Source organism: Streptomyces mirabilis, assembly GCF_039503195.1.
GTDB classification, from domain to species: Bacteria; Actinomycetota; Actinomycetes; order Streptomycetales; family Streptomycetaceae; genus Streptomyces; species Streptomyces mirabilis_D.
Genome location: NZ_JBCJKP010000001.1, coordinates 7589229 through 7613459, shown reverse-complemented (window position 1 = coordinate 7613459; position 24231 = coordinate 7589229). Strand labels below are relative to the sequence as shown.

Genomic DNA, 24231 nt, shown 5'->3' with positions numbered 1-24231 from the left:
GCGCTCGAACAACTGGCATGAAAGATGTTCGCCAGAGATCGAAAAGGAATAGGCCAACACCCGAAACAACTCCGCCACACCGCCCCGGCCAACGTCCGTCCGGCCCGCTTCAGACTGCCCTCGGACATCTTTCGGTCACAGGTCCGCGCGTTCCACGCGTTCCACGCGTTCCAACGGCCGTAGTCCGCCTGCTAGCGCGGCCCCTCCGCCGCCGCGGCCGGGCTTTCGTTGCCGTGCGCGCTGGTCCGGACCACCTCGGCGACGGTCAGCTCGTAGGCGGCGTACCAGTGTTTCCTGCCCAGTCGCTGCGCCACCTGGTGCTCGGGGTCGCAGCGCCACTTGTCCAGCGTCTCCCCGTCCCGCCACATCATGACGGCGAGACGTTCGCCGTCCTCCCCGGTGTAGTGCTTGACCTCCACCGGGTCGGACCCGGCAATGGCGCGGACCCGCTCCTGCATCCGCTCCTCGGTGGCGTAGTAGTCCTCGCCGGCCTGCTCGGACAGGCGCGACTTGAACAGGATCACGAACATACGGAGTCCTCCGGGGTGGCGGTGGTCGGGGTGGGGGAAGGGATGCAGGCGCGCAGTCGGTCGTCGGACGCCGAGACCAGCTCGGTGCCGTACCGGGCCAACAGATCCGCCAGGAGCCGGTCCAGACGCTGGTCGTCACGCAGTACGGAGGCGTAGCTCTCCTCGGTGAAGGCGCACCGCTCGTACAGCGGAACGAACCGGTCGGGGAACAGCACCGTCAGCCGCCCGCGCAGCACCTCCGCAGCGGTCTCCTCGCGCGGTGGGCCGGCCATCGTGAAGTAGTGCCGGTAGGAGAGCCGGGAGATCGCGTCGGCGTCCTCGATCCGCGACTTCTCGTAGGCTGCCAGGCCCGCCGCCCGGTCCGCGGCGGCGTCGAGGCAGTCGACGAGGACCCGGGCGTCCTCGAAACCGCAGTTCATGCCGTGCCCCATGAAGGGCGCCATCGCATGACAGGAATCACCGAGCAGCGCGAAGGTGTCTCGCCAGACCCATCGGTCGCAGCGGACGGCCGTGAGGGTCGAGACGGCCTTGGTGGCGAGCTGTTCCGCGATGTCGGGGATGATCCCGGTCAGCTCGGGGAAGTGGGCGGCGAACGTCTCGTACAGGTCCTGGCCGCCGCGGGCCGCCGCGTAGGACGGGGCGGGGCCGTCGAGGCGCATGAACAAGGAGCCCGATAGCTTCCCCGACGGCAGGGGGTGCGCGGCGAACATCGCCTTCCCGGAGGGCCAGTAGTGCGTGATGGTCGGGTCCAGCCGGCCTGCCGGTACGTCGATCTCCTGGTAGGCCAGGTCCAGCGTGCGCACCTCGGCCCGGGTGCCGCGCGCCTCCAGGGCGGCCCGGGCGGCGGAGTGCGCGCCGTCGCAGCCGAGGACCCGGCGGCACGTCAGCCGGTGCGAGCCGTGCCGGTCCTCCACCACCACCGCGGGTTCGTCCAGGTCCACCGAGCCCACGCGCTGCCCGAAGCGGAGGCGCACACCGGGGGTCGCCTCGGCGGCGTCCAGCAGGATGTGGTGCAGCCGCCGGCGCTCCACCGCCCAGATGGGCTGTCCGTCCCGGCTGTAGGGGGTCATGCGCGTCCGGCCGTCGGGCAGGTGCCCGCAGCGTCCGTGCAGGGGGACGCATATGCGGCGCACGGCGTCCGCGACTCCCAGGTCCGACAGGGCGCGCCAGCCGCGCGCCGACAGCATCACGACCAGTGACCGGCGTTGTCCACCGGAGTTCCGCCTGGGGTCCGCCCGTTTCTCCAGCAGGGTGACCGGTCCGAAGCGGGGCGCCAGGTAGAGAGCCGTGACCACGCCCACCAGACCGGCCCCCACGATGACGGTCTCCGGGTTCCCGTCCGTGCGGTCCGTGTCGTTCGCGTTCATACCGTCCTTGCCCCTCGTCCGTTGCTCCGCCGGCGGTTGTCGGGTCGTGTCCGCGTCCGCACCTCGCTACGGCCGCCGCAGTTCCGTCAGGACCGCGGTGCCGGCCTCTTTCGTACTCAGGGACCCGCCGAGATCGGGGGTGACGCGGCCCGCCGCGACGGCCGCGGCGACCGCCCGGCGGACCGCGTCCGCCTCCTCGGTCCGGCCCAGGTGCTCGACCAGCAGGGCCACGGAGAGGATCGCGCCGAACGGGTTGGCGGTGCGGGTACCCGCGATGTCCGGGGCGCTGCCGTGCACGGGCTCGAAGAGCCCTTGTCCGGTCACGGGGTTGAGGTTCGCCGACGCCGCCACGCCGAGGCCGCCGGCCAGCGCGGCCGTGAGGTCGCTCAGGATGTCGCCGTAGGAGTTGTTGGTGACGACGACGTCGAAGGCGGTCGGATCGGTGGCCAGTCGCAGGGCGGCGGTGTCCACGTAGAGGTGGGACGTCTCGACGTGCGGGTGCCGTGCGATGGCCTCGCTCCAGCACCGCTGCCACAGCTGTCCGCCGTTGCGGACGGCGTTGGCCTTGTCGACGAGGCACACCGACCTGCGCGCCACGGAGAACGCGAACTCCAGCACCCGTGAGACGCCTTGGTGGGTACTGAGGTCCACGTCGATGGCGATCTCCTGGGGGGTACCGGTGCGCGTACCGCCGCCGATGCCGCTGTAGAGCCCCTCGATGTTCTCCCTGACGATCACGCAGTCGATCGGCCGGCGGGCCGGGTCGCGCAGCGGACTGAGCCTGTCGTGCAGGAGCCTGGCGGGCCGGTAGTTGACGTAGAGGTCGAGTTCGAGGCGCAGGGTGGTGAGGACCGTACGCACGTACGCGGTGTCGCTGAGCCGGGGGTCCCCGACCGCGCCGAGGAGCGCCGCCTGGCTGGACCTGATCCGGTCGAGGTCGGCTCCGGTCAGCGCGGTTCCGGTGCGCAGGTAGGTCTCCGCGTTGACGTGGTCCAGGACGTCCGTACGCGTCCCGAGGCGGAGGGCGTCGAGGACGTCCAGCGCCGGCTCGATCACCTCGGGACCGATGCCGTCACCGGGGATCACGGCGATGGTGGTCAAGGCCGCCTCACCTCGGGCCCTGGCTCAGCACGTCCGCGACGAGTTCCGCGACGTCGGTCGTCACGTGGAAGTGCCCGCCCGGCCGCACGGTCCCCGAAAAGCCGCCGGAGGTGACGCTCGCCCACCCCGCCAGCTGGTCCTGCTCCACCAGCGGGTCGCCCGCGCCGTGGTAGCTGCGCACGGGACAGGACAGCGGACGGGTGCCGGGGCGGGGCCGGTAGGTCGCGTGGGCCCGCAGGTCCGAGCGGATGACGGGCAGGAGGAGGTCGCGCAGCTCGGCGTTCTCGGCGACCGCGGGCTCGATGCCGCCCAGCGCGCACAGGGTCGACCAGAACTCGTCGTCGGGCGCCAGGTGGACACCCCTGTTGGTCATGGATCCGGGCGGCAGTGCGGCGGACACGCAGAGCGCCCGGGGTTCCTCACCGGCGTCCCGCAGCAGCAGGGCGGTCTCGTAGGCGACCAGCGCCCCGAGACTGTGCCCGAACAGCACGTGGTCGCCCGGCGGCAACCGCAGCAGCTCCGCCGCCACGCAGCCGGCCATCGCGGCCACGTCGTCCACGGGCTCTTCTCCGAAGCGGTCGCCGCGGCCCGGGTACTGGACGGCCATCAGCGACACACCGGGCGGCACCGCGGCGGACCACTCGCCGAAGGCGACTCCCGATCCCCCGAGTGCGGGAAGCACACCACCCGGACGCCGGCAGGGTCACCGGCGATCATCGACCGCACCCAGCCGCGTTCCCGTATCCGGCTCATCCACTCCGCCTTCCTGGCCGGCCGTCGTTCCGTCCGCACCATGTTTTCCACTCGCCGCCGATTCGCGGGGCCCTCGACAGATGTCGGCAAGAGATCGGGGCGCGGTGGAACGCGCCGCCGACGATGCCAAGGAACACAAGGACCGCGGGCACGCCGCCGCACGGCACCGGGCTCACCTCGCACGCGGACGCAGCACACCACCACACCGGACACCGCCCGCCACCGTGAGAAGGCACGCGCCCTCCACCCCGCGTCCGCCGTCCCGCGGCCCGGACGGACGGAGCGCACCCGCGGCTCCACCCGGACCTTCGCGCCCCCCTCGATCCACGCTTCGACCGACCCGCCGAAAGGGAACGCGATCATGCTTGACGGTTTTGTGCACTGGCCTGAACAGCTCGCGGCGGACCTGCGCCGGACAGGGGTCTGGCTCGGCCGGCCGATCGGTGACTTGTTGCACGAGTCGTGCGAACGGAACGCCGATCGCGTGGCCGTGGTGTGCGGCGAACGCCGGATGACCTACGCGGAGCTGTCCCGGCGGGCGGACCGGTTGGCGGGCGGCCTGATCGGACTGGGCATCAGGCCCCTGGATCGGGTGGTGGTGCACCTCCCCAACATCCCGGAGTTCGTCGTCCTGGTCTTCGCGCTGCTGCGGGCCGGAGCGATCCCGGTGCTGGCGCTGCCCGGTCACCGCAGGGCCGAGATCGCGCATCTGTGCGCTCACTCCGGGGCTGTCGCCTATGTGGTGAAGGACGAGTTCGGCGGGTTCGACTTCCGTACGATCGCCCGGGAGATCCCGTCGGTCCCGCACGTGATCGTCAGCGGCGACGGCCAGGAGTTCGTTTCGCTGGAGTCGCTGGACGCCCAGGACGTCGCGCTGCCCAGGGTGGACGCGTCCGACCCCGCGCTGTTCCTGCTCTCCGGGGGCACCACCGGACTGCCGAAGCTGATTCCCCGGACCCACGACGACTACACGTACGTCATGCGGGCCAGCGCGGAGGCGATGCGGGTGGGTCCGGAGGTGGTGTACCTCGCCGTCAACCCGGTCGCGCACCAGGCGGCCCTCGCCTGTCCGGGCGTGTTCGGCAGTCTCCTGATGGGAGGGAAGGCGGTACTCACGTCGAGCGTACGGCCCGACGACGTCTTCTCGCTGATCCGCCGCGAGGCAGTCACCGTGACCACGGTCGTGCCCTCGGTGCTGCGGCTGTGGGCCGATTCCGGACGACCGCCCGGCGAACCGTCCCGCCTGCTGATCCAGGTGGGCAGTGCCCCGCTCGACCCGGCCCTGGCGCGCCGCGCGGCCCAGGAGCTGGGCTGCCGGATCCAGCGGTGGTACGGCATCAGCGAGGGGCTGCTGACCCACACCCGGCTCGACGACCCGGAGGAGGTGGCCGTGAACACGGACGGCCGCCCGATGTCACCGGGCGACGAGGTCCGGATCGTCGACGAGTCCGGGAACCCGGTGCCCGACGGGGAGGCCGGCGAGATGCAGGTGCGCGGTCCGTACACGATCCGCGGGTACTACCGGGCTCCCGAGGAGAACGCCCGGTCGTTCACACCGGACGGTTTCTTCCGCACCGGCGACCTCGTCCGGCGCAGGCCGGACGGCAACATCATGATCGTCGGCAGGATCAAGGACGTCATCAACCGGGCCGGCGAGAAGGTCTCCGCGGAGGAGGTGGAGCGGCAACTGCGCACCCACCCCGCCGTGCAGGACGCGGCCGTGATCGGCGTGGCGGACACCGTGCTCGGCGAGCGGACGTACGCCTTCGTCGTCCTCAACGAGGCGGACGTCCGCCCGTCCGCCATGAAGGAGTTCCTCAGAGGCCGCGGCCTGGCGACCTACAAGATCCCCGACCGGCTGATTCCGATGCCGCAGCTTCCGCGCACACCGATGGGGAAGGTCGACAAGAAGGCACTGCGCGCACGGATCGCCGCGTCACGACGCTGACGGTGCCGGGGTGCGGGACGGATTCCGCGTCCGCTCCGCGCCTGCCTCGGTGGACTTCGAAGAACAGGTCGAGCATCCCCGGCCCGCCACGCCTCGGCGGTTCAGGACGACCAGCAGGTCAGTCGTCCTTCTTCACCGGCTCCAGGATCGCCACGCACTCCACGTGCGACGTCATCGGGAAGAGATCGAACGCCCGCAACGTCCGCACCTTGTACCCGCCGTCGCGGAAGTACCCGAGGTCGCGGGCGAGCGCCGCCGGGTCGCAGGCGACGTAGGCGATGCGGCGGGCGCCCAGGGAGGAGAGGTGCTCGACCGTCTTCTTGCCGGCGCCGGCGCGAGGCGGGTCGAGGACGATGAGGTCGACCTCGGTGATGCCGGTGCGCGGGAGGACCGACTCGACCTTGCCCTGTTCGATGCGGACCCGGTCGAAGGCGGTGAGGTTGTGCCGGGCGTCCTCGACCGCGCGCTTGCCGGCCTCGATGCCGAGGACCGCGCCCTTGTCGCCGAGGCGGTCCGCGAGGGCGCCCGCGAAGAGGCCGACGCCGCAGTACAGGTCGAGCGCCATCTCGCCCTTGCGCGGCATCAGGCCCTGCATGACGGCCTTGACCAGGGTGTCGGCCGCCATCGGGTGGACCTGCCAGAAGCCGCCGCTGCCGACACGGTACGTACGGCCGTCGGCCCGCTCGCGCACGAACGCGCGGCCGTGGACGCGGTGGATGCCACCGTCGTGCTCCTCGACGCGCATCACGGAAACGGGCTTGTCGAGTTCCACGAGGGGCAGGCGGGCGCCGGGGCGGGGCTCCAGGATGACCATGCGGTCCTGGGAGCCGGTCGCGGCGATCGCGTCGACCGAGGCCATGCCGGACCAGTCGCGCTCCTCGATGCCGAGTTCACTCACGCCCGGCGCCGCGATCATGCAGTGTTCGATGGGCTCGACCTCGTGCGAGCGGTGGCGGCGCAGTCCGGCGTTGCCGTCCGCGTCCACGGCGTATTGGACGCGCGTGCGCCAGGCCGGGACCTCGCCGGCGGGCAGCTTGTCGCCCTCGGCGGGCATCACCGTGCCGTCCCAGCCCGCCTCCTCGGGCGTGAGGCCCGCGAGCCGCTGCAGCTGCTCGGCGATGACCTCCCCCTTGAGGCGGCGCTGCGCGCCCGGCTTGGCGTGCTGCCAGTCGCAGCCGCCGCAGCGGCCGGGGCCGGCGTAGGGGCAGGGGGCTTCGACGCGGTCCTTGGAGGCCGAGAGGATCGTCACCGCGTCCGCGCGCAGGTAGCGCGCGCCCTCCTCGCCCTCCGTGACACGCGCGACGACGTGCTCGCCGGGCAGGGCGTGCCGGACGAAGAGGACCTGGCCCTCGGCCGTACGGGCGATGCAGTGCCCGCCATGGGCCACGGGGCCGATCTCGACCTCGTACTCCTCCCCCACCAGCGATTTCTTCGGTTCTGCCTGCATGGCGGGGTGACTCCAGATGCGAAAGGGGATGAGGAAGGGGTCGCGGAACCGCGAACGGCCGGACAACAGCCCACCAGTCTACGTGGACGTTGCCCGGCCGCTCACCACAAAGCTGTCAGCCCCTGCGGTGGCAGGGCCGTCAGCCCTTGGTGTTCGAGGACTCCTTCGGGCGCTCCTCCGCGGGACCCCGGCGCACCGCACCCGGCGCGTTCCACTCCTGCCGCTTGCGGGCCCGGTTCCTCGCGACCTCCGAGGACTCCAGCTGGTAGGGCACTGAGGTGACCATCACACCGGGCGTGAACAGCAGCCGGCCCTTGAGCCGCAGCGCGCTCTGGTTGTGCAGCAGATGCTCGTACCAGTGGCCGACCACGTACTCGGGGATGATGACCGAGACCGCGTCGCGCGGGGACTCCCGGCGCAGGCCCTTCACGTACTCGATGACGGGCCGGGTGATCTCGCGGTACGGCGAGTCGAGGACCTTCAGCGGTACGTCGATGCCGCGCCGCTCCCACTCCTCGCGCAGGGCCTTGGTCTCGGCCGGGTCGACGTTGACGCTGAGCGCTTCCAGGGTGTCGGAGCGCATCAGTTTGGCGTAGGCGAGGGCACGCAGGGTCGGGCGGTGGATCTTGGAGATCAGCACGACGGAGTGGACGCGGGAGGGGCGGACGCTGTCGTCGGAGGGGCCCTCGGGTGCGGCGATCTCCTCGGCGACGCGGTCGTAGTGCTTACGGATCGCGCTCATCGTCGCGTAGAAGATCACCATGCCGAGCAGGGCGACCCAGGCGCCGTGCGTGAACTTGGTGACGAGGACGACGACCAGCACAAGGCCGGTGAAGAAGGCGCCGAAGGCGTTGATCGCGCGGGAGCGGATCATGTGGCTGCGCTTGGCCGGGTCCTTCTCGGTGCGCAGGTGGCGGTTCCAGTGCCGGACCATGCCGGTCTGGCTGAGCGTGAAGGAGACGAAGACGCCGACGATGTAGAGCTGGATCAGCCGGGTCGAGTCGGCGCCGTAGATGACGACCAGGAGTGTGGCGGCGCCCGCGAGCAGGACGATGCCGTTCGAGAAGGCGAGGCGGTCGCCGCGGGTGTGCAGCTGGCGCGGCAGATAGCGGTCCTGGGCGAGGATCGAGCCGAGCAGCGGGAAGCCGTTGTACGCGGTGTTGGCCGCGAGGAACAGGACCAGCGCGGTGGCGGCCGCGAGCACGATGAACAGGAAGCTGCCCTTGCCGAAGACGGCCTCGGCGACCTGCGAGATCACCGGGTTCTGGACGTAGCCGGAGCCGATCGGGACGCCGTTGTGGATCAGGTCGGTGGCCGGGTTCTCGGCCATCCGAACCTTGGTCGACATGGCCAGGGCGATGATGCCGCAGAACATGGTGACGGCGAGCAGGCCCATCGCCGCGAGCGTGGTCGCGGCGTTCTTCGACTTGGGCTTGCGGAAGGCGGGGACACCGTTGGAGATCGCCTCGACGCCGGTGAGCGCCGCGCAGCCGGACGAGAAGGCGCGCAGCAGCAGGAAGACGAGCGCGAAGCCCGCGAGCCCCTGGTGCTCGGCCTTGATGTGGTAGCCGGCGGTCGGCGCGCGCATGGTGTCGTTCAGGACGAGCCCGCGGAAGGCGCCCCACGCGATCATGATGAAGACGCCCGCGACGAAGACGTACGTCGGAATCGCGAAGAGCTTTCCGGACTCCTTGACTCCGCGCAGGTTCATCAGCGTGAGCAGCACGATGACGACGACGGCGCACAGCACCTTGTGCTCGACCACGAAGGGGATGGCGGAGCCGAGGTTCTCGATGCCGGACGAGATCGACACGGCGACGGTGAGGACGTAGTCGACGAGCAGCGCGCTGGCGACGGTGAGGCCGGCCCTGGGGCCGAGGTTGGTGGTGGCCACCTCGTAGTCGCCGCCACCACTGGGGTAGGCGTGCACGTTCTGCCGGTAGGAAGCGACCACCGTGAACATCAGCACGACGACCGCGAGCGCGATCCAGGGGCTGAAGTGGTAGGCCGACACGCCCGCGATGGAGAGAACCAGAAGCACTTCCCCGGGTGCGTAGGCCACGGAGGAGAGCGGGTCGGATGCGAAGACGGGGAGTGCGATGCGCTTCGGCAGCAGGGTTTCCCCAAGCCGGTCACTGCGCAGTGCGCGCCCGATCAAGATCCGTTTGGGCACGTCGGTCAGTTTGGACACGCAGAGGATCGTAAGCGTTCGAACGGGGGGTCGCCCACCCGCCGCTCGACATCTGCTCTCCGAGTGAAAACGGGGAGGGGCCCCGTTGCGGATTCCGCGGCCTCACACTTCCGCATGCCTATATGACAAAGCCCCTGTTTGTCCCACTATGGAGGTTCCATGCACGTGACCGCTGAGCTCATCGGCGCCACCGCAGGACTCGTCGGCCTCGGAATCCTGACTCTTCTCAGCGTGCGCAGCTTCCATCGCCACTGATCCCCGAGAACGCACAGGCGAACGTGCACAAGAGGTGCCCCTGATCGACCGCGCGTGTGTAGCTTGGGCGGCGGTCTGAGACCCTGTTTAGCCTGAGCCGTAACCATTTACATTCGGAAGGACGGTCGTGCACATCGTCATCATGGGCTGCGGAAGAGTGGGTTCCGCTCTGGCCCAGACCCTGGAGCAACAGGGGCACACGGTCGCTGTGATCGATCAGGACCCCACCGCCTTCCGACGCCTGGGCTCCGGCTTCGGCGGCCGTCGTGTCACGGGAGTCGGCTTCGACCAGGACACCCTGCGCGAAGCGGGCATCGAGGAGGCAGGCGCCTTCGCCGCCGTCTCCAGCGGTGACAACTCGAACATCATCGCCGCCCGGGTGGCCCGGGAGATGTTCGGCATCGAGAACGTCGCGGCGCGCATCTACGACCCGCGCCGCGCCGAGGTCTACCAGCGCCTGGGCATCCCGACCGTCGCCACCGTCCGCTGGACGGCCGACCAGATGCTGCGGCGGCTTCTCCCCTCGGGTGCCGAGCCGCTGTGGCGCGACCCCACCGGCGGGGTGCAGCTCGCCGAGGTGCACGCCTCCGCCGCCTGGGTCGGCCACAAGATCAGCCGCCTCCAGGACGAAACCGGGGTGCGTGTGGCGTTCCTCACGCGGCTGGGCGAGGCGATCCTGCCCACCTCTCAGACGGTGCTGCAGGAGGGCGACCTGGTGCACGTGATGATGAGCACGGACGACGTCGAGAAGGTCGAGGCGTCGTTCGCCGAGGGCCCCGAAGAGGAGAGCGGTCACTGATGAGGGTCGCCATTGCCGGTGCCGGTGCCGTCGGTCGCTCCATCGCGGGCGAGCTCCTGGAGAACGGGCACGAGATTCTGCTGATCGACAAGGCGCCGACCGCCATCTCGGTCGAGCGCGTCCCGCAGGCGGAGTGGCTGCTCGCCGACGCCTGCGAGATCACCTCGCTGGACGAGGCGGCGCTGCAGCGCTGCAACGTGGTCATCGCGGCCACCGGTGACGACAAGGTCAACCTGGTCGTCTCACTGCTCGCGAAGACCGAGTACGGCGTCCCGCGCGTCGTCGCCCGCGTGAACAACCCGAAGAACGAGTGGCTGTTCAACGAGGCCTGGGGCGTGGACGTGGCGGTCTCCACCCCGCGTCTGATGTCGGCCCTGGTCGAGGAGGCCGTGAGCGTCGGCGACCTGGTCCGGCTGCTGCGCTTCAGCCACGGCGACGCGAACCTGGTCGAGCTGACCCTCCCGCCGGAGTCGGCCCTGGCCGGCACGCAGGTCGGCGACGTGGAGTGGCCCGAGGACACGTCCCTGGTCACGATCATCCGCGGCACCCGCGTCCTCACGCCCTCCCAGGAGGACTCCCTGGAGGCGGGCGACGAACTTCTCTTCGTCGCCGCCCAGGCCCGCGAGGAACAGCTCGAGGACCTGCTCTCGGTCCGCCGCGACGACGCGACGAGCTAGTCGGCTCCGACAGCTCCGATACGACGTCGGGGGCGCCCGGAGATCTCCGGGCGCCCCCGACGTCGTACGGGGAACTACGTGGTGCGGGGAACTACGTCGTACGGGGAACCCCTACGCGTCGCGGCGGTGACGGCCGGCCGTGGCCTCGTCACCGGACTCGTTCCCGAGGGCGGCCTTGCGCTCCTTCTCGGCCTGCTCCTCCGCCTCCATCTCGGCGAACACGTCGATGGGGGCGGGGGCCTTGGCCAGGAACACCCAGGTCAGCCAGACGGCGAGGAGGAAGGGCGGGATCTTCAGCGTGATCAGGACCCAGCCCAGTTGTGCCGTGTTGGCCCACCAGTAGAGCGGGAAGAGGATCGCGCACTTGGCGAGCAGGATCAGACCCCAGGCCCAACTGGCCTTCGCGTACGCCTTCTTGCGGCCGGGGTTGCGGGTGCGCCAGGAGAGGTTCTCCTTGAACACCGGACCGAGGATCAGACCGATCAGAGGCATGCCCGCGAGGGTCGTGACGATGTAGGCGATGGCCAGGCCGAGCGTGTAGAGCATGCCCGGCAGATAGAAGTCCTTGGCGTTGCCCGTCATCATCGCGAAGACCACACCGAAGGCGACGCCGAAGACGCCGCTGAAGGCGTGCTTGACGGTGCCCCGCATCGCGAGGCGGACCACGACCAGCAGCAGGGACACCCCGAGGGCGGCGATCGCCGACCAGTGCAGGTTCTTGTTGATCGTGAAGATGGTGACGAAGAGCAGGCCGGGCACCACCGTCTCGACCATGCCCCGCACGCCGCCGAACGCCTCGAAGAGTGCGGCCTCGGTCACCGCCCGCGCATCCTGCTGGGCGGCCTGGGCGTCTTCGGTCGGCTTGTCGAGCGACGTCACCGGCTACTCCCGTCCAAGGGGTCTGAGTTCGTACTTCGGATTGAACAGCACCCTACGGCCCCGGCTCATCGAGATCCGGCCCGAGGCGATCAACTTGCGTCCCGGCTCTATGCCCACGATGGAGCGTCTGCCGAGCCACACCACGTCCAGGGCGGCCGAACCGTCGAACAGCTCGGCCTCCAGGGCCGGGACTCCGGCCCGTGGGCGCAGAGTGACCGTGCGCAACGTACCAGTAACCGTGACGATCTGCCGGTCGTGGCAGTCACCGATCCGGGTACAGCCCGCGGTCTCGGAGTCCTCGCGCAGCTCCTCGGACTCCAGGTCCTCCTGGGACGAGGAGAGCCGGTCGATCATGCGCCGGAACCGGCCCGCCGGCTTTTCGGAACGAGGAACAGCACTCATACCGAAAGCGTACCGGGGAGCACTGACGTCGGATGAACGCGTGCGCCCACGAGTGCTCTTCCGCGCACCTGTACCCTTCCTGCACCCCTACCCACTGTGTACCCCTTCCCGCGGGGACTACTTCTCGAACCGGTATCCCATCCCCGGCTCCGTGACGAAGTGCCGAGGATGCGAGGGGTCCACCTCCAGCTTGCGGCGCAGCTGTGCCATGTAGACCCGCAGGTAGTTCGTCTCGGTGCCGTACGACGGTCCCCACACCTCCTGGAGCAGCTGCTTCTGGCTGACCAGGCGGCCGGTGTTGCGCACCAGCACCTCCAGCAGGTGCCACTCCGTGGGGGTGAGCCGTACGTCCCGTCCCTCCCGGTTGACCTTCTTGGCGGCCAGGTCGACCGTGAAGTCCTCGGTGTCGACGACGACGTCGTCCTCGCCGCCCCCGGTCGGCTCCGCGCGGCGCACGGCGGCCCGCAACCGGGCCAGCAGTTCGTCCATGCCGAAGGGCTTGGTGACGTAGTCGTCGGCGCCCGCGTCGAGCGCCTCGACCTTCTCGTCCGAGGAGTGCCGGGCCGAGAGCACCAGGATCGGCACCCGGGTCCAGCCGCGCAGCCCCTTGATCACCTCTACGCCGTCCATGTCGGGCAGCCCGAGGTCGAGAACGACGACATCGGGATGGCGGGCGGCGGCGAGCTGGAGCGCGCCGGCGCCGTCGGCGGCCGCGTCGACCTCGTAGTGCCGTGCCTTCAGGTTGATCACGAGGGCACGTACGATCTGCGGCTCGTCGTCGACCACGAGCACCCTGGTCATGAAGCCTGCCTTTCTGCTGTTGCCGTGGCCAGGTCGGGCAGGCTGTCCACCGCCCGGACCGTGAGCACCATGGTGAGTCCGCCGCCAGGCGTGTCCTCGGCGTTCAGTGTGCCGCCCATCGCCTCGGCGAAGCCGCGGGCGACCGCGAGGCCGAGGCCGACGCCCGCGCCGCGGGGAGCGTCGCCGTAGCGCTGGAAGGGCGCGAAGATGCGGTCCTTGGCCTCGTCGGGGACGCCGGGGCCACGGTCCACCACCCGTACTTCCACCCGGTTCGCCATGGCGCTCGCGGACACCAGGACCGGTTCGTCGATGGGGCTGTACTTGACGGCGTTCTCGACGAGGTTGGCGACCGCGCGCTCCAGCAGACCGGGGTCGACGGCGACCATGGGGAGCGTCTCGGGGATGTCCAGCTCGGCACTGCCCTCCGGTACGCCGCCCAGCGCCATCGGGACCACCTCGTCCAGGTCGATCTCGCGGATCAGCGGGGTGACCGTGCCGGTCTGCAGGCGGGACATGTCGAGCAGGTTGCCCACGAGGTGGTCGAGCCGGTCGGCGCCCTCCTCGATCGCCTCCAGGAGCTCCGCCCGGTCCTCCTCCGACCAGGCCACGTCGTCGGACCGCAGCGAGGACACGGCGGCCTTGATCGCGGCCAGCGGGGTCCGCAGGTCGTGGCTCACCGCGGCGAGCAGCGCGGTGCGGATGCGATTGCCCTCGGCCAGCTCCTTGGCCTGGTCGGCCTCGTGCTGGAGGCGCTGGCGGTCCAGGACGACCGCGGCCTGGGCGGCGAAGGCGGCGAGCACCCGACGGTCGGAGGCGGGCAGGACGCGTCCGGAGAGGGCGAGCGCCATGTGGTCGCCGACCGGCATGTCCACGTCCGCGTCCTCGGGCCGCTTCGGCGACCGGGGGCCCACGCTGCCCGCGCACGTCCACGGGTCGACGTCGCCGGCCCGCTCCAGCAGGGCGACGGACTCCATGCCGAAGGTCTCCCGGACCCGCTCCAGCAGGGCCTCCAGGCTGGTCTCGCCGCGCAGCACGCTGCCCGCGAGGAAGGAGAGGATCTCCGACTCGGCGCGCAGCCGGGCCGCCTGGTGCGTACGCCGGGCGGCGAGGTCCACGACGGAGGCCACGGAGACGGCGACCCCGACGAAGATCGCGATGGCGACGATGTTCTTCGGGTCGGCGATCGTCAGCCGGTGCAGTGGCGGCGTGTAGAAGTAGTTCAGCAGCAGCGATCCGAAGGCCGCCGAGGCGAGGGCCGGGAAGAGCCCGCCGAGCAGCGCCGCCGCGACCGTCACCGTCAGGAACAGCAGCATGTCGTTGGCGAGGCCGAGGTCGATGGTGTTCAGCAGCAGGGCCAGCGCCACCGGGCCGCCCACGCCGACCACCCAGCCCCAGATGATCCGGGAGCGGCCGAGCCGCGCGCCCCGGGCGACCGGTAGCCCGCGCCCCTTGGCGACCTCCTCGTGGGTGACGATGTGGACGTCCAGGTCGGGGCCCGACTCCCGGGCGACGGTGGCGCCGACGCCGGGCCCGAAGACGTACTGCCAGGTCTTGCGGCGCGAGGAGCCCAGCACGATCTGGGTGGCGTTCACCCCGCGCGCGAAGTCGAGCAGCGCGACCGGTATGTCGTCGCCGACGACGTGGTGGAAGGTGCCGCCCAGGTCCTCCACCAGTGTGCGTTGGACCGCCAGTTCCTTGGGCGAGGCGGAGGTCAGTCCGTCGCTGCGGGCTATGTAGACGGCCATGACCTCGCCGCCCGCGCCCTTCTCCGCGAGCCGCGCGGCCCGGCGGATCAGTGTGCGCCCCTCGGGACCACCGGTCAGCCCGACCACGATCCGCTCCCGCGAACCCCAGATCTTCGAGACCCGGTGCTCACTGCGGTACTCGGTCAGGTACTCGTCGACCCGGTCGGCCACCCACAGCAGCGCCAGCTCGCGCAGCGCGGTCAGGTTGCCGGGCCGGAAGTAGTTGGACAGCGCCGCGTCGACCTTGTCCGGCTTGTAGATGTTGCCGTGCGCCATACGACGGCGCAGCGCGGGCGGCGACATGTCGACCAGCTCGATCTGGTCCGCCCGCCGTACGACCTCGTCCGGCACCGTCTCGCGCTGCCGTACGCCCGTGATGGACTCCACGACGTCGCCCAGTGACTCCAGGTGCTGGATGTTGACGGTGGAGACGACGTCGATCCCGGCGGCGAGCAGCTCTTCCACGTCCTGCCAGCGCTTGGCGTTGCGGGAACCGGGGACATTGGTGTGCGCGAGTTCGTCCACCAGGGCGACGGCCGGGGCGCGGAGCAGTACGGCGTCCACGTCCATCTCGGTGAAGGCGGAGCCGCGGTAGTCGAGATGCTTGCGCGGAATCTGCTCCAGGCCGTGCAGCATCACCTCGGTGCGCGGCCGGTGGTGGTGTTCCACGAAGGCGACGACGCAGTCGGTGCCCCGCTCCACCCGGCGGTGCGCCTCGGAGAGCATCGCGTACGTCTTGCCGACGCCCGGTGCCGCACCGAGGTAGATCCGAAGCTTGCCGCGTCCCATGGCCCCATTGTCTTCCTGTCACCGCTGTATACGCAGCGTCGACCTTACGGCCAACAATCTCGACAAATGGGGTGGGGAGTCGGCGGACGGCCGTCTTTGACGCAACCCTGATGCGTCGCTCGACACCACCCGGATGCGCTGGTCCGGGCCCTGCTCGGCCCCGCACTCGACTCAGTGCTCGACGATCTCTCCGTCGCAGAGCTCCAGGACCCGATCGGCCAGGTCGAGCGGGGTCGCCCGGGAGGGGGCGACCAGCGCCGTCACCTGTTCGCCGTGGACGAGTGTGCGCAGCAGCTCCATCAGGGCACGGCCGGTCGCCGCGTCGAGTCCGGCCGCGAACTCGTCGGCGACGAGAAGCGCGGGGTCGCCCGCGAGGGCGCGCGCGATCGCCACGCGCTGTTGCTGCCCCGGAGTGAGCTCCCCGGGTCGGCGCGCCGCGTGGTCGGTGAGCCCGACGAGGGAGAGCAGTCGCGTGATCCGCTCCTCGCGCGCGTGCTCCCCGACCCCGCGCAGCCGCAGCGGCACACCGACGTTCTCGGCGACGGTGAGCAGCGGGATGAGCCCGAGGGGCTGGAAGACGAAGCCGATCCGGTCCCGGCGCAGTTCCAGCAGGCCGTCCTCGCCGAGCCCCTCCAGTGCCAGCCCGTCGACGGTGATCCGCCCCGCGTCCGGTTCGTCGAGCCCGCCCACCAGGTTGAGGAGTGTGGTCCTGCCGGACCCGGGGCGGCCGGTGAGGGCGACGAGTTCGCCACGTGGCACGTCGAAGGAGACTCCGCGCAGGGCGGGTACGACGTCGGCTCCACCGCCGTACCAGCGATGCACGTTCTCGACGCGCACCATGGTCTTCGTGGCGACCTCGACCTGGCTCATGTCCCTCCCCGGTCAGCCGGGCGATTGTCTCCCCCGCCGTGCGGGCGCCCCGGTGACGGCACCGGGGCGCCCGGCCGGAGAGGGCGTCAGTTGGGGTTGTCCCCGTCGGTGAGAGTCTCCCAGGCGACGAAGAGGTTGTTGCTGCCGGACGGCCGGTTCTGCTCGGTCAGCTTCTGGGTGTTGGTCATGGCGATGCCCAGGCGGTTGTGCAGGGCGTTGTAGCCGGTCTCGGTCACCGGACCCAGCCCGAGGGTGAGGGAACCACCACACAGCCAGCTCGGCACCGCCTCACCCAGCTGGTACTTCGACTGGAATCCGAGCGCCTGCCGCAGCCGCTCGCCGACATCGGTGCCGTACAGGTCCTCCCCCTGGATCCGGCTGGTCTCGGCGATGTGCGAGATGGCCGAGATGCCGTACCCGGTGTGCGTGAAGTCGCGGCAGGTCTCCTGAGTGAGGCCCGTGACGAAGGTGGACTGCCCCTGCCAGTAGTTGACGATCTTCGCGGTGGTGTCGAGGTTCTGGCTCGGCACGGTCTTGGGCAGCGCGCCGTCGGAGGAGAGGTAGACGTACGCGGCCGTACGGGTCCGGAACTTCGCGATGGCCTTGTCGTACGACGTCCGGTCCTCGAGGAAGACGGAGATGCCGACGGCGGCCTCCATCATCGACAGTTCCCAGTTCCCGTTGGAGTTGGAGCCGTTGATGACCTCGGGGAGGTAGACGGTGCGCAGCATGGTCGCGAAGCGGCCGGAGTTGGCCCAGGTACCGGTGTAGGTGTACTTGATGAGCTCGGCGGCCTTGGGCCAGGAGGAGCCGGCCCAGCCGGTCTGCAGGGGCGCGTTGCTGTTGGTGTGCTCCTTGATCACGGCCGACCAGGCGTCCATCAGGGCGATCGACTTCTTCGCGTACCGGTCGTCGCGGGTGATGTACCAGGCGAGGGCGTCGGTGTACGCGGCCATCGCGTCCTCGCGCTCGTCCGTGCAGCCGTAGTTGGGGTTGGAGTAGGAGCCGCACTCCACGGTCGCGCGGGGCTTCGGGACGCGGTTCAGGTCGGCGTACTTGCTCGCCATCATCTGGTCGTACGCGGCCTTCCAGGGCTGGGCCCCGGCGTTGACCTGGGTGCGGGCGAAGTCCAGCTGGCTCTTGGAGACCGTGACTCCGGGGTGCGCGAAGGTGACGGGGGCGGCGTCGGCCTGTCGGGCGGCGGGCCAGACGAGGGCGCCCGCGACGAGGGCGGTGACGGTGACGAGGAGTGCGGTACGGCGCATGGTGGGGGGCCATCCGTTCTCGTATGTGAACGATGAACGCCTGCATGAACATAGGCGCTGGGCCGAGACCATAGGTACAGACCAACTGTCCGTCAAGGGATCTCGCACGAGAACCCGCCGAAGGGTCCGCGCACACGAAGGGGCCGCATCCCTCGTCGAGGGATGCGGCCCTTTGAAGCCGTGTGGCTGTTCTGCCCGCGGAGTGTCCGGCGGACAGGCTCTAGCGGACCTCGGTGATCTCCGGTCCGCGCTGCAGTTGTCCCATGCCTCCGGAGAAGCGGGAACCGCTCTGCTCCTCCTGCTGGACACCCTCGGGCACCATCTGCGCGTCGTTCGGCAGCTTCAGGACGATCGGGTCGCGCGGGGCCATCGGACCCTCGCCGCGTACGACGACCGTGTCCCGGAAGATCTGCTCCAGCAGGCCCGCGGCCTGCGGCTGCACGGCGCCCTGCCCGGAGATCACTCCACGCAGGAACCAGCGGGGCCCGTCCACGCCGACGAACCGCACGACCTGGAAACCACCCGTGCCGTCCGGCAGCTGCACCGGCACCTGCGCCCGCAGCTCCCAGCCCAGGGGGCCCTCGACCTCGTCGATGACACCCCCCTGCTGGGTGATGCCGGTGGCGATCTCCTCGCGCACCTCGCCCCAGATGCCCTCACGCTTGGGGGCGGCGAAGGCCTGCAACTGGATGGCGCTGTCCTTGAGGACGACGGTGGCCGCGACGATCGCGTCGCCCGCGACCTCGACCCGCAGCTCCATGCCGTCGACTCCGGGCACGAAGAGACCACCCAGGTCCACGCGGCCCTCGGCGGGGTCCCGCACCTCCGAGTCGTCCCAGGGTCCGTCGGGCCGCGGCTCCGGCTCGAGCCTCACGCGCTCCCGCTCCGCCTCGTCCGCCTCAGTGTCGACACTGTCGACGACCTGCTCGGCCTCGCCCGCCGCGTCCTCGGCGGCACTGCCCTTCTTGCGACGTCCGAACACGTCACTGTCCTTCCCGGTCGGATACGACCGAAGCGTATCGATTCCCACCCGTTGTGCCGCCCACAGCGACATGACCGCCAGTGGACCCGAAGCCCCCTGCGGCCCGCGCCGAGTCGGGGAGTTCCGCGACCTCCTGGAAGCGGACCTTCTCGACCTGCTGGACGACCAGTTGAGCAATCCGGTCGAAGCGCTCGAACCGCACCGACTCGCGCGGGTCGAGATTCACCACGATCACCTTGATCTCCCCACGGTACCCGGCATCAACCGTCCCCGGGGCATTCACGAGGGCGACACCGCAGCGGGCGGCCAGCCCGGAACGCGGGTGCACGAAGGCCGCGTACCCCTCGGGCAGCGCGATGGACACACCCGTGGGCAGTACGGCGCGCTCGCCCGGCTTCAGTTCACGACTCTCGGTGGTCCGCAGATCGGCTCCCGCGTCACCGGGCTGCGCGTACTCGGGAAGCGGTACGTCCGGGTCGACGCGGCGGATCAGCACGGCGAGTTCTTGACGGGGCTCGCGGGTCACGGGTTCACCTCGAAGGCACGGACACGGCGGATCTGGTCCGGTTCGTTCATGGCGGCCCGGATCTCCGCCGGGCGGCCGTTGTCGATGAAGTGGTCGACCTTGACCTCGACGAAGAGGGCGTCCGCGCGAACGGCGACGGGGCCGTCCGGGCCACCGATCCGACCAGTGGCGGTCGAGTAGATCTTGCGGCCGGCCACCGCCGTGACCTCGGCCTCCAGGTACAGCACCGTGTCCACGGGAACAGGCAGGGCGAAGTCGGTCTCCAGGCGGCCGGTGACCGCGATGGTGCGCAGCAGCCAGTTCAGCGAGCCGAGCGTCTCGTCGAGCGCGGTGGCGAGCACCCCGCCGTGCGCGAGCCCCGGGGCGCCCTGGTGGGCGGGCCGTACCGTGAACTCCGCCGTGACGGTGACGCCCTCCCCCGCGCGAGCCTCCAGGTGCAGTCCGTGCGACTGCTCCCCGCCACACCCGAAGCACTCTTCGTAGTGGGCGCCGAGGAGCTCGCCGGGGGCGGGCGCGTCGGGGTGCCGCACCGGCGCGGCGGCGTCGGCGGGAGGCTGCAGAGCTGCGGAAGTACGACTCACAGCCGCAGACCTTACCCGCGCGTCCACCAAGTCTTCGCACCGTGCCAAGCTTGGCTTCATGCAGCTCTCCGCCTCCCCGTACGAAGAACGCCTCACCGCCCCCCGCAGCTGGTGGGCGATCTGCTTCCTGATCGGGATAGCGATGGCCCTGGTCTTCCTCCCCTTCGGCACGCTGCCGCTGCTGGGCGCGCTGGTCGGCGGCACCGCGGTCTCGGCCGTCGTGGCGAGTGCGTACGGGTCGATCCGCATCCGGGTCGTCGGTGACTCCCTGATCGCGGGCGAGGCGAAGATCCCGGTCGCGGCCCTGGGCGACGCGGAGATCATGGACCAGGAGGAGGCGCGCGCCTGGCGCACGTACAAGGCGGACCCGCGCGCCTTCATGCTCCTGCGGGCATACATCCCCACGGCCCTCCGCGTCCAGGTCACCGACCCGGCCGACCCCACGCCGTACCTGTACCTGTCGACGAGGGAGCCGGAGCGCCTGATCGCGGCACTCGATGCGGCTCGGGCCACGGCATAGCCCCAGAAGAAGTCGCGCCCCGCACCACCACGGCGCGCGACGGTGCGCTTTCGTGGAGCGGTTACGCACCGGCGCACGCCGCTCCACGGGCAGTGCGCCTTCGCATCCATTGCTCCCGGCCCACCACGAGCCGGTGACCCCTGCCCCACCGCTGGTCCCGACAGGCGCGGACGGGCGGTGCCGGGCGGGGCTCAGTGCCCCAGTTCCTTGGGGATCTCCCCCAACCGCAGGGGATCCGCCGGCTTCTCCAGGGGCGGCAGCTCCGCGAGCGCGTCCCACGGCACCTGGGACTTGCGCAGGTCCTTGCGGATACGCGCCGCCAGGCGTTTGGTGTCCCGGCGGTTCATGACCGCCCCCACCGCCGCGCCCACCATGAACGGCATCAGGTTCGGCAGATCCCGGACCATGCGTTTCATGATCTGCTGGCGCAGCTCGCGCTTCATCTGGCCGCCCAACGCGGCGTTGACCGTCGACGGTTTGGTCACGTCGATCCCGCGCTCGGAGGACCAGGAGTTCAGATACCCGGTACTGCGCTGTTTGAGGTTGCCCGGCGGCCGCAGGCCGTAGACCTCGTGGAGCTCGGCGATCAGTTTCAGCTCGATCGCGGCGACGCCGGTGATCTCCGCGGCCAGCTCGGTCGGCATCGCGGGCGGCACCGGCAGCATCGCGGCGGCACCGATCCCGGCGCCCACCGTGGACGTCGCGTTGGCCGCACCCGCGACGAGCTTGTCCGCGAGCTGTTCGGGGGTGAGTCCCGGGAACTGCCTGCGGAGGGTCGCGAGGTCCCGTACGGGGACACGCGGCGCGATCTCGATGATCCGGTCGGCGAGGTGGACCAGGCCCGCCCTGGCTCTGCTGCCGCCCTTCTGGACGCCCTTTCTGACCCCGTCCCGAAGGCCGGCCGCACGGCGGCCGGTGGCGGGAACGGCGACGTCCGCCGGAACCGAACCGTCGGACGGTTCCGGATCGTCGGCCGGCTTCACCTCGCCGGCCCGCTCGAAGGCGCCTGTCGGCGCTGTGGCGGGCGCCCGCTCGAGCGAGGCTGATCCTGGTCGGGATGAGCCCCGCTCGTCGTCACGCACGCCTTCAGGGCCGTCTGAGGGCCCTTCGTCCGCTGCCCGTGAGAGGAAGCGGCGCTTCCAAGGTGGGGTCGAGCCAGTCACGGCCGACCCTGCCTCAGTCGCAGTCGCGGCAGATCGGCTGACCGTTCTTCTCGCGGGCCAGCTGGCTGCGGTGGTGCACCAGGAAGCAGCTCATGCAAGTGAACTCGTCCTGCTGCTTGGGCAGCACCCGGACGGCCAGCTCCTCGTTCGAGAGGTCGGCTCCGGGCAGCTCCAGGCCTTCTGCGGCCTCGAACTCGTCTACGTCGACCGACGACGTCGACTTGTCGTTCCGGCGAGCCTTCAGTTCTTCAAGGCTGTCCGAGTCGACGTCGTCGTCGGTCTTGCGTGGGGTGTCGTAATCCGTTGCCATGTCGCTCTCCCCCTCTGGGTGTCTGCGGTGTCTCAGCGCACGTAACGCGTGAGAGGCCGGACTTGTGCCCGACCTGAGGCGGAGATTTTGCCTCACATCAAGGTCTGTTACTCAATCGACACCCAACCGGACTCCTCATGAGTGATCGGCTTGGATGGCGATGCGGACCGTACACGGTCCGAAGGGCCCACTTCAAAGGCGTCCCACCGTGTACTTCCCGTGATCTAGACCCTCGAAAACCCGGATTTTCCCGGCTTTACGACAGCCTGCGTGACCACGGAGAGTAGAAGGCCAGAAATTCGCCCTTGTGATCGATCACACATGAGTCTCCCGGATGGGCGACCAGAAAATTCCGCGCAAAGCGAACATCGCCGCGTGTCCGCGACATGGTCTCAGATCGGCAGGGTGACACGCATCACGAGCCCTCCCCCTCGCGCGGCTCTGCCGCGATATGGCCCCCGTGTGCGCGGGCCACCGACCGGGCGATGGAAAGGCCGAGGCCCACGCCCTTGTCGCTGCCCGTGCGCTCCGTGCGCAGCCGCCGGAAAGGCTCAAAAAGGTTGTCGATCTCGTACGCGGGAACCACCGGACCCGTGTTCGTGACCACCAGTACCGCCTGGCCGTGCTGGACCTGCGTCGTGACCTCGACCCAGCCGCCCTCCGGCACGTTGTACCGCACCGCGTTCTGGACGAGGTTCAGGGCGATCCGCTCCAGCAGGACGCCGTTGCCCTGGACGACCGCCGCGGCGCGCTCCCCGCGGATCGCCACACCCTTGGCCGCGGCCTCGGCGTGCACCTGGTCGACGGCCTGTGTGGCGACCTCGGCGAGGTCCACGGGCTTGCGCTCGACGATCTGGTTGTCGCTGCGGGCGAGCAGCAACAGGCCCTCGACGAGCTGCTCGCTGCGCTCGTTGGTGGCGAGCAGCGTCTTGCCGAGCTGCTGGAGCTCCACCGGGGCTCCGGGGTCGGACAGGTGCACTTCGAGGAGCGTGCGGTTGATCGCGAGCGGAGTGCGCAGTTCGTGCGAGGCGTTGCCGACGAACCGCTGTTGGGCGGTGAAGGCCCGCTGCAGCCGCTCCAGCATGTCGTCGAAGGTGTCGGCCAGCTCCTTCAGCTCGTCGTCGGGGCCGTCCAGCTCGATCCGCCGGGAGAGGTCCGAGCCCGCCACCGCGCGTGCGGTGCGGGTGATCCGGCCGAGCGGCGACAGGACGCGGCCCGCCATCGCGTAACCGAAGGCGAAGGCGATGATCGCGAGGCCGAGCAGGGCGAGCAGGGAGCGGCTGAGCAGGTCGTCCAGGGCCGTCTGACGCTGGTGGTCGATGCAGTTGCTGATCGCGACGTTGAACTCGTCGAGTGACAGGTTGCCCGCCTGGACGGCGGGGCAATTGTCGCTGCTCACCTTGATCGACGTACCGCTGACGATCTTGAAGAGCGGCTCGGCGCCCGTGTTCAGGGCCTGCGCCGCGAGCAGATAGATGATCGACAGCAGCATGATGCCGGCGATCAGGAACATGCCGCCGTACAGCAGCGTGAGCCGTATGCGGATGGTCGGGCGCAGCCAGGGGAACGGGGGCTCCGCCCTTCGGGGGTCCCAGGTGGGCTTCGGAGGCGCCGTGGGGGGCGCGGGCGTCGTGGCCACCGCGGATCAGATCCGGTAGCCGGAGCCGGGCACCGTGACGATGACCGGGGGTTCCCCGAGCTTGCGGCGCAAGGTCATGACAGTGACACGGACGACGTTGGTGAAGGGGTCCGTGTTCTCGTCCCAGGCCTTCTCCAGGAGCTGCTCGGCGGAGACGACGGCGCCCTCGCTGCGCAGCAGCACCTCCAGGACGGCGAACTCCTTGGGCGCGAGCTGGACCTCCTTGCCGTCGCGGAAGACCTCGCGCCGGTTGGGGTCGAGCTTGATCCCGGCGCGCTCCAGGACGGGCGGCAGCGGCACGCTCGTACGACGCCCGAGAGCACGCACGCGTGCCGTCAGCTCGCTGAACGCGAACGGCTTGGGGAGGTAGTCGTCGGCGCCGATCTCCAGGCCCTCGACACGGTCGCTGACGTCGCCGGAGGCGGTGAGCATCAGCACGCGCGTGGGCATGCCGAGCTCGACGATCTTGCGGCAGACGTCGTCGCCGTGCACGAGCGGGAGGTCGCGGTCGAGGACGACCACGTCGTAGTCGTTGACGCCGATGCGCTCCAGGGCGGCCGCACCGTCGTACACGACGTCGACGGCCATGGCCTCCCGGCGCAGTCCGGTGGCCACCGCATCGGCGAGCAGCTGCTCGTCCTCGACGACGAGTACGCGCACGTCGCTTGTCCTTCCTCTGTCCACCCGCGTA

22 protein-coding genes and 1 pseudogene are annotated in these 24231 nt (G+C 70.3%); 4 read left to right on the top strand and 19 right to left on the bottom strand.

Annotated elements, in window-relative coordinates:
- Positions 1-191: 191 nt before the first annotated feature.
- From AAFF41_RS34850 to AAFF41_RS34835, 4 genes are all read right to left on the bottom strand, one after another.
- Positions 192-530 carry an antibiotic biosynthesis monooxygenase family protein gene (locus tag AAFF41_RS34850; RefSeq protein ID WP_319748485.1) on the bottom strand — a complete coding sequence of 113 codons (339 nt, stop codon included), beginning with the start codon at positions 528-530 and terminating at the stop codon, positions 192-194.
- A complete protein-coding gene (locus tag AAFF41_RS34845) occupies positions 521-1897 on the bottom strand; it encodes an FAD-dependent oxidoreductase (RefSeq protein ID WP_319748484.1) in 1377 nt (458 codons plus the stop codon). Before AAFF41_RS34845 ends, AAFF41_RS34850 begins: the two co-directional genes overlap by 10 nt.
- 66 nt (positions 1898-1963) lie before the next feature.
- Entirely contained in the window at positions 1964-2998 is a 1035-nt protein-coding gene (locus tag AAFF41_RS34840) for an isocitrate/isopropylmalate dehydrogenase family protein (RefSeq protein ID WP_343325169.1), read from the bottom strand.
- A 7-nt stretch (positions 2999-3005) separates the two neighbouring features.
- Positions 3006-3680 carry a thioesterase II family protein gene (locus tag AAFF41_RS34835; RefSeq protein WP_343325168.1) on the bottom strand — a complete coding sequence of 225 codons (675 nt, stop codon included), beginning with the start codon at positions 3678-3680 and terminating at the stop codon, positions 3006-3008.
- A gap of 432 nt (positions 3681-4112) precedes the next feature.
- On the opposite strand from AAFF41_RS34835, the gene AAFF41_RS34830 reads away from it, so the two are divergent.
- Positions 4113-5699 carry a (2,3-dihydroxybenzoyl)adenylate synthase gene (locus AAFF41_RS34830; protein ID WP_343325167.1) on the top strand — a complete coding sequence of 529 codons (1587 nt, stop codon included), beginning with the start codon at positions 4113-4115 and terminating at the stop codon, positions 5697-5699.
- A gap of 118 nt (positions 5700-5817) precedes the next feature.
- Here the strand turns inward: AAFF41_RS34830 and AAFF41_RS34825 are convergent, their stop codons facing one another.
- Both AAFF41_RS34825 and AAFF41_RS34820 read right to left on the bottom strand, forming a co-directional pair.
- Positions 5818-7146 (bottom strand): class I SAM-dependent RNA methyltransferase, encoded by a 1329-nt coding sequence (locus AAFF41_RS34825; protein ID WP_343325166.1) that lies wholly within the window; start codon positions 7144-7146, stop codon positions 5818-5820.
- Positions 7147-7285: 139 nt separating this feature from the next.
- Positions 7286-9337, bottom strand: coding sequence for an APC family permease (locus tag AAFF41_RS34820; RefSeq protein ID WP_319748479.1), 2052 nt, complete (start codon positions 9335-9337; stop codon positions 7286-7288).
- Positions 9338-9719: 382 nt separating this feature from the next.
- Here AAFF41_RS34820 and AAFF41_RS34815 point away from each other — a divergent pair, with 382 nt between their 5' ends.
- Together AAFF41_RS34815 and AAFF41_RS34810 are read left to right on the top strand one after the other, a co-directional pair.
- Positions 9720-10391, top strand: coding sequence for a potassium channel family protein (locus AAFF41_RS34815; RefSeq protein WP_319748478.1), 672 nt, complete (start codon positions 9720-9722; stop codon positions 10389-10391).
- Positions 10391-11068 (top strand): potassium channel family protein, encoded by a 678-nt coding sequence (locus AAFF41_RS34810; RefSeq protein ID WP_054237132.1) that lies wholly within the window; start codon positions 10391-10393, stop codon positions 11066-11068. The genes AAFF41_RS34815 and AAFF41_RS34810 overlap by 1 nt, the downstream gene beginning before the upstream one ends.
- Before the next feature lie 111 nt (positions 11069-11179).
- Here the strand turns inward: AAFF41_RS34810 and AAFF41_RS34805 are convergent, their stop codons facing one another.
- The 9 genes from AAFF41_RS34805 to AAFF41_RS34765 all read right to left on the bottom strand — a co-directional run bounded on the left by AAFF41_RS34805 (position 11180) and on the right by AAFF41_RS34765 (position 19908).
- Complete coding sequence (locus AAFF41_RS34805; protein WP_319748477.1) at positions 11180-11947, bottom strand: DUF3159 domain-containing protein; 768 nt, start codon at positions 11945-11947, stop codon at positions 11180-11182.
- Between the two features lie 3 nt (positions 11948-11950).
- Positions 11951-12349 (bottom strand): OB-fold nucleic acid binding domain-containing protein, encoded by a 399-nt coding sequence (locus AAFF41_RS34800; protein ID WP_079090087.1) that lies wholly within the window; start codon positions 12347-12349, stop codon positions 11951-11953.
- 117 nt (positions 12350-12466) lie between these two features.
- Positions 12467-13150 (bottom strand): response regulator, encoded by a 684-nt coding sequence (locus AAFF41_RS34795; RefSeq protein ID WP_319748476.1) that lies wholly within the window; start codon positions 13148-13150, stop codon positions 12467-12469.
- On the bottom strand, positions 13147-15684 hold the full coding sequence (locus AAFF41_RS34790; RefSeq protein WP_343325165.1) for a DUF4118 domain-containing protein: 2538 nt from the start codon (positions 15682-15684) through the stop codon (positions 13147-13149). Before AAFF41_RS34790 ends, AAFF41_RS34795 begins: the two co-directional genes overlap by 4 nt.
- Positions 15685-15855: 171 nt before the next feature.
- Positions 15856-16554, bottom strand: a complete 699-nt coding sequence (locus AAFF41_RS34785; RefSeq protein ID WP_319748474.1) for an ABC transporter ATP-binding protein — start codon at positions 16552-16554, stop codon at positions 15856-15858.
- Between the two features lie 86 nt (positions 16555-16640).
- Positions 16641-17819, bottom strand: coding sequence for an alginate lyase family protein (locus AAFF41_RS34780; RefSeq protein WP_319748473.1), 1179 nt, complete (start codon positions 17817-17819; stop codon positions 16641-16643).
- A 220-nt stretch (positions 17820-18039) separates the two neighbouring features.
- Entirely contained in the window at positions 18040-18801 is a 762-nt protein-coding gene (locus tag AAFF41_RS34775) for a DUF3710 domain-containing protein (protein WP_054229932.1), read from the bottom strand.
- Position 18802: 1 nt separating this feature from the next.
- Positions 18803-19327 (bottom strand): dUTP diphosphatase, encoded by a 525-nt coding sequence (dut, locus tag AAFF41_RS34770; RefSeq protein WP_343325164.1) that lies wholly within the window; start codon positions 19325-19327, stop codon positions 18803-18805.
- Positions 19324-19908: a PaaI family thioesterase gene (locus tag AAFF41_RS34765; RefSeq protein WP_319748472.1), complete on the bottom strand. Its 585-nt coding sequence runs from the start codon at positions 19906-19908 to the stop codon at positions 19324-19326. Before AAFF41_RS34765 ends, dut begins: the two co-directional genes overlap by 4 nt.
- A gap of 58 nt (positions 19909-19966) precedes the next feature.
- Here AAFF41_RS34765 and AAFF41_RS34760 point away from each other — a divergent pair, with 58 nt between their 5' ends.
- Positions 19967-20428 (top strand): DUF3093 domain-containing protein, encoded by a 462-nt coding sequence (locus tag AAFF41_RS34760; RefSeq protein ID WP_054229929.1) that lies wholly within the window; start codon positions 19967-19969, stop codon positions 20426-20428.
- Positions 20429-20619: 191 nt separating this feature from the next.
- On the opposite strand, the gene AAFF41_RS34755 is transcribed toward AAFF41_RS34760, so the two are convergent.
- The 4 genes and pseudogenes from AAFF41_RS34755 to AAFF41_RS34740 form a co-directional block, all read right to left on the bottom strand.
- Entirely contained in the window at positions 20620-21591 is a 972-nt protein-coding gene (locus tag AAFF41_RS34755) for a hypothetical protein (RefSeq protein ID WP_343325163.1), read from the bottom strand.
- Between the two features lie 13 nt (positions 21592-21604).
- Positions 21605-21901, bottom strand: coding sequence for a DUF4193 domain-containing protein (locus tag AAFF41_RS34750; RefSeq protein WP_003997302.1), 297 nt, complete (start codon positions 21899-21901; stop codon positions 21605-21607).
- Positions 21902-22293: 392 nt separating this feature from the next.
- Positions 22294-23540, bottom strand: a pseudogene (locus AAFF41_RS34745) (sensor histidine kinase).
- A 6-nt stretch (positions 23541-23546) separates the two neighbouring features.
- Positions 23547-24200: a response regulator transcription factor gene (locus AAFF41_RS34740; RefSeq protein WP_010983842.1), complete on the bottom strand. Its 654-nt coding sequence runs from the start codon at positions 24198-24200 to the stop codon at positions 23547-23549.
- Positions 24201-24231 lie beyond the last annotated feature (31 nt).